Annotated in this window: 10 protein-coding genes; 4 read left to right on the top strand and 6 right to left on the bottom strand. The window is 72.8% G+C overall.

Going from position 1 to position 7,635, the window contains the following annotated elements:
• Positions 1 to 62 precede the first annotated feature (62 nt).
• The 3 genes from UW392_RS46740 to UW392_RS46730 all read left to right on the top strand — a co-directional run bounded on the left by UW392_RS46740 (position 63) and on the right by UW392_RS46730 (position 2,181).
• Entirely contained in the window at positions 63 to 1,052 is a 990-nt protein-coding gene (locus tag UW392_RS46740) for an expansin EXLX1 family cellulose-binding protein (protein ID WP_320781444.1), read from the top strand.
• 211 nt (positions 1,053 to 1,263) lie between these two features.
• On the top strand, positions 1,264 to 1,662 hold the full coding sequence (locus UW392_RS46735) for a RidA family protein (protein ID WP_320781443.1): 399 nt from the start codon (positions 1,264 to 1,266) through the stop codon (positions 1,660 to 1,662).
• A 99-nt stretch (positions 1,663 to 1,761) separates the two neighbouring features.
• Positions 1,762 to 2,181, top strand: a complete 420-nt coding sequence (locus UW392_RS46730; protein WP_320781442.1) for a (2Fe-2S) ferredoxin domain-containing protein — start codon at positions 1,762 to 1,764, stop codon at positions 2,179 to 2,181.
• 31 nt (positions 2,182 to 2,212) lie between these two features.
• Here the strand turns inward: UW392_RS46730 and pip are convergent, their stop codons facing one another.
• Both pip and UW392_RS46720 read right to left on the bottom strand, forming a co-directional pair.
• A complete protein-coding gene (gene pip, locus UW392_RS46725) occupies positions 2,213 to 3,205 on the bottom strand; it encodes a prolyl aminopeptidase (protein ID WP_320781441.1) in 993 nt (330 codons plus the stop codon).
• A gap of 42 nt (positions 3,206 to 3,247) precedes the next feature.
• A complete protein-coding gene (locus UW392_RS46720; protein WP_320781440.1) occupies positions 3,248 to 3,964 on the bottom strand; it encodes a uracil-DNA glycosylase in 717 nt (238 codons plus the stop codon).
• Positions 3,965 to 4,070: 106 nt separating this feature from the next.
• Here UW392_RS46720 and UW392_RS46715 point away from each other — a divergent pair, with 106 nt between their 5' ends.
• Positions 4,071 to 4,589, top strand: a complete 519-nt coding sequence (locus tag UW392_RS46715) for an RNA-binding S4 domain-containing protein (RefSeq protein ID WP_320781439.1) — start codon at positions 4,071 to 4,073, stop codon at positions 4,587 to 4,589.
• Between the two features lie 68 nt (positions 4,590 to 4,657).
• On the opposite strand, the gene UW392_RS46710 is transcribed toward UW392_RS46715, so the two are convergent.
• The 4 genes from UW392_RS46710 to UW392_RS46695 form a co-directional block, all read right to left on the bottom strand.
• Entirely contained in the window at positions 4,658 to 5,038 is a 381-nt protein-coding gene (locus UW392_RS46710; RefSeq protein WP_320781438.1) for a tetratricopeptide repeat protein, read from the bottom strand.
• 50 nt (positions 5,039 to 5,088) lie between these two features.
• On the bottom strand, positions 5,089 to 5,697 hold the full coding sequence (coaE, locus tag UW392_RS46705; protein ID WP_320781437.1) for a dephospho-CoA kinase: 609 nt from the start codon (positions 5,695 to 5,697) through the stop codon (positions 5,089 to 5,091).
• Between the two features lie 70 nt (positions 5,698 to 5,767).
• Positions 5,768 to 6,706: a PAC2 family protein gene (locus UW392_RS46700; protein WP_320781436.1), complete on the bottom strand. Its 939-nt coding sequence runs from the start codon at positions 6,704 to 6,706 to the stop codon at positions 5,768 to 5,770.
• A 197-nt stretch (positions 6,707 to 6,903) separates the two neighbouring features.
• The coding region (locus UW392_RS46695; RefSeq protein WP_320781435.1) for a S1 RNA-binding domain-containing protein at positions 6,904 to 7,635 on the bottom strand (732 nt) is incomplete at its 5' end.

Genomic DNA, 7,635 nt, shown 5'->3' with positions numbered 1-7,635 from the left:
CCTCCCCCGTGACCACTGACGAGTCGAAAGCCGTGCTCTCCGCAACACGTGAGGACTCATCCGTGGCATCCCCTTCCCACCGGCACCGTCACCGCCGTCCGCCCCGTACACGACGACGCACCGCCCTCGTCCCCGCAGTCGTCGTGGCGGCCGCGGTGCTCGCCGTCTCGCTGGTGGTGGCCCTCCGCCCCGGCTCCGAGGCGGACACCGTGCAGGCCGAGGACACGTCCGTGGCCGACGCCCGGGTGAGCCCCTCCGCGACGGAGTCGAAGCCGGAAACGGGACCGGAGCCGACGCGATCCACGGCGTCCCCCTCGACCTCCCCCACGGCGTCCCCCACCGCGAAGTCCGCCGATCCCACCCCCTCGACCCGGCCGTCGACCGCGAGCGCCCCCGCGCCCACGCGCCAGGCGGCGGCCCCCGCCTCCGGATCACTGGCCGGCCGGATCAGGCCCGGCACCACGTACGACGGAATCGCCACCCACTACGACGCCGCGGACGGCGACGGTGCCTGCTCGTTCGGCCCGAGCCCCGACATGATGATCGCGGCGATGAACACCACGGACTACGAGACGTCCAAGGCCTGCGGGGCCCACGTGCTCGTCCGCGCCGCGAACGGCGCCTCCGTCACCGTACGGATCACCAACGAATGCCCGTCCCCCTGCGCTCCCGGACAGATCGACCTCAGCCGGCAGGCCTTCGCCGAGCTCGCCGCCCTCTCCGTCGGCGAACTGGACATCACCTGGAGCCTGCTGAGCCCCGGCACCTCCGACACCATCTCCATCCGCTACAAGACCGGCTCCACCCAGTACTGGTGCGGCATCCAGGCGATCGGCCACCGCAACCCACTGGCCCGCCTGGAGGTCGGCACCGGCAACGGCTGGCAGCGCCTCACCCGTACCGAGTACAACTACTTCCTCTCCCCCGACGGCACCGGCTGCGGCGGCCCGCTCCGGCTCACCGACGTCCACGGCGAGCAACTGACCGTCGAGGGCATTGCCGTACGCCCGGACGCCGTCCAGCCGTCCGGCGTCCAGTTCAGCCGACGCTGACGGGCGGCCTCGCACCGACTGGAACCGACGGAATGCAGGAATACCGAGCCGTTCTGCGGGTTCCTGAGTCCGGCCCTCGGTGGGGCGCTGGGAGGTACGTCGGCGGAGCAGCGTACGAAAAGGAGATGCGGCGATGCCCCGAGAACCGCATGCTCGACGGGTTGCCCACAGTCAACGGTCCACGTCCGGAGTCGAGGATCCAGGAGCACGCATGATCCAACGAGTCACCGTCCCCACCCTCGCCCCGCCGCCCCGCTACTCCCACGCCTCCGTCGTCGAGGCGGGTACGAAGCTGGCCTTCCTGGCCGGTTCCGTGCCCCTCGACGCCGACGGGAAGCTCGTGGGCGAGGGCGATCCCGTACGGCAGGCCGAGCAGGTGCTCGTGAACCTCGGGGAGCAACTGCGCGCGGTCGGGAGTGAGTTCGAGCACGTCGTGTCGACCGATGTGTACGTGGCGTCCGGTGACTCCGCGGTGCTCGCCGGAGTCTGGGAGGTCGTCGAGGCCGGCGGGCTCAGTCTCGGCCCGCACTCGTCGACCCTGCTCGGTGTGGCCTGTCTCGGTTACCCGGGTCAGCTCGTGGAGATCACGGCGACCGCGGTGGTGCCGTAGGGGGCAGATCGGCCCCCGGCGTCCGGGCCGTCCTCGGCCTGAGCGACACTGCCGGAGACATCGGTGATCCACCGAACCGACCCCCGGCGAAGGAGCACAGTGACCCCCCGCACGCTGATCGGCGCCGCCCGTACCCGCCCCTGCACGCTGGTCGTGTGCCGTGGCTGCTGCTGCGGTGACCGGCGCAAGCATCCGGGCTACGACCACGAGGGGCAGCTGGAGCGGCTGCGCGCGGCGGCCGCGGACTCCGGGGGGCGCCTCGCGGTCCGTACGACGGACTGTCTCGGGCCGTGCGACCAGGCGAACATCGTCGTCGTGCAGCCCTCGGGCGAGGGCCGCCGGCGCGGGGGACGTTCGGTGTGGGTCGGCTGGTCGATGGGGGACGACTGCACGGACGAGTTGCTGCGGTGGGCGGAGGCCGGCGGGCCCGGGGTGGCCCCGCCCCCGCCCACGCTGGAACTGCAGTTCGTGGAGTCGGCGGGTGAGCGGGAGCGGGCTCGCACCCGGCGGAGGGGATGAGGGCAGGGATGCGTCAGCGGCGGGGGATGCGTCAGCGGCGGGCCGCGTACCTGTCCGTCGCCGCCACCAGCTCGTCCACCATGCCGGGCGCGCCCGCGTTGTGCCCCACCTCGTCGACGATGATCAGTTCGCTGCCGGGCCAGGCGTGGTGCAGGCGCCAGACGATGCCGAGGAGGTTGCCCGGGTCGAGGCTGCCCTGGACGAGGGTTCCCGGGATGTCCTTGAGGAGCGGGGCGTCCCGCAGGACGACACCGTCCTCGTTGTCCTCGCCGTCCCCGCCGTCCCCGCCGTCCCCGCCGAGGAAGTGGTCGTTGCCCCAGTAGTGCGTGACCGTCCGGGCCCATCCCATGCGGAACACCGGGTCCTCGTACCGCGGGACGGAACGCGGCGGCAGGGCCGCCACCGCCGTCTCCCAGTCGGTCCAGGCACGTGCCGCGCGGGCGCGCACCTCGGGGTCGGGCGACTCCAGCAGCCGGTTGTAGCCCGCCGCCGGGTTGTCCGCGCGGTCCTCCTCGGCCAGCTCCGCGAGGAACCGTTCGAACGCCTCCCGGAAGAACTGGCCGAGCCCCCGCGTCATCAGGGCCACCTCGCTGTTCGCGCCCGTGGCGACCGCGGTCAGCACCAGCTCGGACACGGCGTCGGGGTGTGTCTGCGCGTACCGCAGTCCCAGCACCGAGCCCCACGACACGCCCCACACCAGCCACCGTCCGATGTCCAGGTGCCGCCGCAGCAGCTCCAGGTCGGCGATGAGGTGCGCCGTCGTGTTGACGCTCATGTCGGTGTCGTACGCGCTCGCGGGCGGAGTGGACCGTCCGCAGCCGCGCTGGTCGAGCAGGACGATGCGGTACGCGTCGGGGTCGAAGTAGCGCCGGAAGCGGGGGTTGCTGCCCGAGCCGGGTCCGCCGTGCAGCATCACCGCGGGCTTGCCCCGCGGGTTTCCGCAGACCTCCCAGTACACGCGGTTGCCGTCACCCACGTCGAGCATGCCTCGCTCGTACGGTTCGATCTCCGGATACAGGCCCATTCGCACGACGCTAACCCGCACCGGGGCCCGTCCGCAGCCCCTTTACCCCTCCGGCCTGGTGCGCAGTCCTGCCGCTCCGGCCGCCGTGCGCAGCACGTCCCGCAGCATCGCGGGGGTGAGCCGCCCGGTGAAGGTGTTGCGCTGGCTGACGTGGTAGCAGCCGAAGACGTCGAGCGGCTCCGGACTCCCCGCCAGGGTGACCCGGGCGCCGTGTCCGAAGGCGGGGCGCGGCCGGGGCACCTCCCAGCCGGCGCCGGCCAGCGCGGGCAGCGCGGCCCGCCAGCCGAAGGCGCCGAGCACGACGACGGACCGTACCGTCGGCCGCAGCAGCTCCAGCTCCGTGACCAGCCACGACCGGCAGGTGTCGCGCTCCGCGGGCGTCGGCTTGTTGGCGGGCGGCGCGCAGTGCACGGGCGAGGTGATCCGTACGCCGTACAGCTCCAGCCCGTCGTCGGCGCGCACCGCGGTACCGCGCGACGCCAGCCCCACCTCGTGCAGCGCCGCGTACAGCACGTCCCCCGACCGGTCCCCGGTGAACATCCGCCCGGTCCGGTTCCCCCCGTGCGCGGCCGGTGCGAGTCCGAGGATCAGCAAGGACGCGTCCGCGGGCCCGAAGCCCGGCACCGGCCGTCCCCAGTACGTCCAGTCGGCGAAGGCGGCGCGTTTGGTCCGGGCCACCTCCTCCCGCCACTCGACCAGCCGCGGGCACGCCCGGCACCCCGTGATGCGGGCATCGAGCTCGGCGAGGCTGCTGTCCATGGCTCCACCGTACGACCCGGTACGACCCGGTGATCGCCGGACCGGGTCCGCCGGACCGGTACGAGAGGTACGGGAGACGGCCCAGCGTCGGGCTAAGGTCTCAGACATGGCTACTGCAGGAGACGAGGTGCGTCCCGCGGAGGGTTCGGCTCGCGACACCGCCGAGGCGGTGACCGCCGCCGAGGCCGCCCGCCCGGGGAACGGCGAGTCCGTGCGCATCGACAGCTGGATCTGGTCCGTGCGCCTGGTCAAGACCCGCTCGATGGGTGCGACCGCCTGCCGGGGCGGTCACGTCCGGGTGAACGGCGAACGCGTCAAGCCCGCCCACGCGGTCCGCGTCGGCGACGAGGTGCGGCTGCGCCACGCCGGCCGTGAGCGGGTCGTCGTCGTGAAGCGGCTGATCCGCAAGCGGGTCGGCCCCCCGGTCGCGGTGGAGTGCTACGTCGACAACAGCCCGCCGCCCCCGCCCCGCGAGGCCGTCGCCCCCGCCGGCATCCGCGACCGCGGCGCGGGCCGCCCCACCAAGCGCGACCGCCGCGACATGGAACGCCTCCGGGGCCTCGCCGCCTCCGCGGCCGAGGCGCGTGAGGCTCGCGGCGGCGACAGGGCTGATCGCGAAGCCTGAGCCGGACGGGCGGAGATCCGGGCCGACTCCTGTTCCCCGCCCGCCGCTCCCGGTGAGCGGGGAACACCTCAAGCGTCGAAGCGCGCCGCCTGGAGGTACTCCGGATTGGGGTCCAGCGCGGCCGCGAGGCGGAAGTGCCGCTTGGCCTGGTCGGGGCGGTTCTGCCGCTGGTAGGTGCGCGCCAGCGCGAAGTGCGCGAACGCGTTGTCCGGCTCGCGCTCCAGGACGATCGTGAACTCCAGCTCGGCGGGACGCAGTTGCGCGGCCGCGAAGAACGCGCGGGCGCGCAGCAGCCGGGCGGCCGTGTTCTCCGGGTACGCGGCGATGACCGGGTCGAGCAGCTTCACCGCACCCCGCGGGTCCCTGGCCGCGAGCAGTTGCTCGGCCGCGCGGTAGTCGATGACGTGCGTCTCCGGGGTGCGTCCGCTGGTTCCGCTGTTCTCGGGCACGGCTGAGTCCTTCCCTTGCTGCCCTGCTTCAACGCCCCTTTGCCGGGACGCTATTCCTCGGACCGGCCCGCCCGGCGCTCCAGCTCGGCCCACACATCGCGTACCCGCAGTTCGAGGTCTGCCAGCGGCACATCGTTGTCGATCACGATGTCCGCGATCTCCAGCCGCTGCTCGCGGGTGGCCTGGGCGGCCATCCGTGCGCGGGCGTCGTCCTCCGTCGTACCGCGCAGCCGTACCAGGCGGTCGAGCTGGGTGTCGGGGGCCACGTCCACGACGAGGACGAGGTCGTAGAGCGGGGCGAGCCCGTTCTCCGCGAGGAGGGGGACGTCGTGGACGACGACGGCGTCCTCGGCGGCGGCGCCCTCCAGCTCCTGGGAACGGGCGCGCACCAGGGGGTGGACGATCGAGTTGAGCGTGGCGAGCTTGTCTGCGTCGGCGAACACGAGGGAGCCCAGCTTCGGTCGGTCGAGGCCACCGCCCTCGGCGAGCACCTCCGCGCCGAAGGCGTCGACGACCGCCGCGAGACCGGGGGTGCCCGGCTCGACGACCTCGCGCGCGATCCGGTCGGAGTCGATCAGTACGGCGCCGCGCTCCACGAGCAGCCGCGCCACCTCGCTCTTGCCGGCTCCGATGCCCCCGGTCAGGCCCACTCTCAGCATGGCCGGAAGCTTAGGGCCTACCACCGACAGCGCCACCGACGGGTCGCGGTCGGGCACCGGATCCGACGGCTCAGCCCTCGCCCTCCCGCTCCGCCAGGAACTTCTCGAACTCCTGTCCGATCTCGTCCGCGGACGGGATGTCCACCGGTTCGGCCAGCATGTTCCCGCGCGTCTCGGCCCCCGCCGCCGCGTCGTACTGGTGCTCGAGCCCCTGGACCAGCGCGACGAGCTCCTCGTCGCCCTCCTGGATCTGCCGGTCGATCTCGGTCTGGGTGCGGTGCGCCTGCGTGCGCAGCGCGTGGGCGACGCCGGGCAGCACCAGTCCGGTCGCGCCGGTGATCGCCTCCAGCACGGTCAGCGCGGCGTCCGGGTACGCGGAGCGGGCGATGTAGTGCGGCACGTGCGCGGCGACGCCCAGGACGTCGTGGCCGGCCTCCATCAGGCGGTACTCGACGAGCGCCTCCGCGCTGCCGGGAACCTGCGCCTCCTCGAAGGGGCTGCGCTGGCCCGGCACCAGCTCGGTGCGGTTGCCGTGCGGGGTCAGCCCCACCGGGCGGGTGTGCGGGACGCCCATGGGGATGCCGTGGAAGTTGACGGAGAGGCGCACTCCGAGCCGCTCCACGATCTGCAGGACCGCTGCGGCGAACCGCTCCCACTCGACGTCCGGCTCCGGGCCCGACAGCAGCAGGAAGGGCGCACCGGTGGCGTCCTGGACGAGCCGCACGTCCAGCGTGGGCTCCTCGTAGCCGGCCCAGCGGTCGCGCTTGAACGTCAGCAGCGGGCGGCGGGCCCGGTAGTCCACGAGCCGGTCGTGGTCGAAGCGGGCGACGACCTGGTGGGGCAGCGAGTCGAGGAGCCGGTCGACGATCTGGTCGCCGGTCTCGCCCGCGTCGATGTATCCGTCGAAGTGGTAGAGCATGACCAGTCCGGCCGACTCCTGGGCCAGCGCCATGTCGACGACGGCCAGGCCCTTCGGCTCCCATGCGTACAAACCCTGCGGATCAAGCACTGTGACCGCTCCTCCTCGTGTCCGTCACGCACAACGCCGTGCGGGGCACGGGCATTCCCGCTCCGTCCGGAACCGGGTTCCCCCGTACCCCACCCGCCTCCCGAGCACGCCGAAGGCCCGCACCCCCAAGGGTGCGGGCCTTCGGTCAGCGACTACTGGCTAGCGGTCGAGCTCTCCTCCGGACGTCCGGAGGAAGGTCAGCTCTGGCCGCCGGCGAGCTTCTCGCGGAGCGCGGCCAGGGCCTCGTCCGAGGCGAGGGCGCCGGAGTTGTCGCCACCCTCGCTGGAGTACGAGCCACCGCCGGACGCGGCCGGAGCGGCGGTCTCGCCACCCTCGGCAGCGGCCTGCTCGTCCGCCTCGCGGGACTTGATGACCTGCGCCTGGTGCTGCTCGAAGCGCGACTGCGCCTCGGCGTACTGGCCCTCCCAGGCCTCGCGCTGGGTCTCGTAACCCTCGAGCCAGTCGTTGGTCTCGGGGTCGAAGCCCTCGGGGTAGATGTAGTTGCCCTGGTCGTCGTAGGACGCGGCCATGCCGTACAGGGTCGGGTCGAACTCGACCGCCGACGGGTCGGCGCCGAAGGACTCGTTGGCCTGCTTGAGGGACAGCGAGATCCGGCGACGCTCGAGGTCGATGTCGATGACCTTGACGAAGATCTCGTCGTTGACCTGGACGACCTGCTCCGGGATCTCCACGTGGCGCTCGGCCAGCTCGGAGATGTGCACCAGACCCTCGATGCCCTCGTCCACGCGGACGAACGCACCGAACGGAACCAGCTTCGTGACCTTGCCGGGCACGACCTGGCCGATCTGGTGCGTGCGGGCGAACTGCTGCCACGGGTCTTCCTGGGTCGCCTTCAGCGACAGGGAGACACGCTCGCGGTCCATGTCGACGTCGAGGACCTCGACCGTGACCTCCTGGCCGACCTCGAC

The organism is Streptomyces sp. CRN 30 (genome assembly GCF_034105845.1).
Note: the sequence above shows the minus strand (reverse complement) of the source record. Positions and strands in the feature narration are given on the sequence as shown.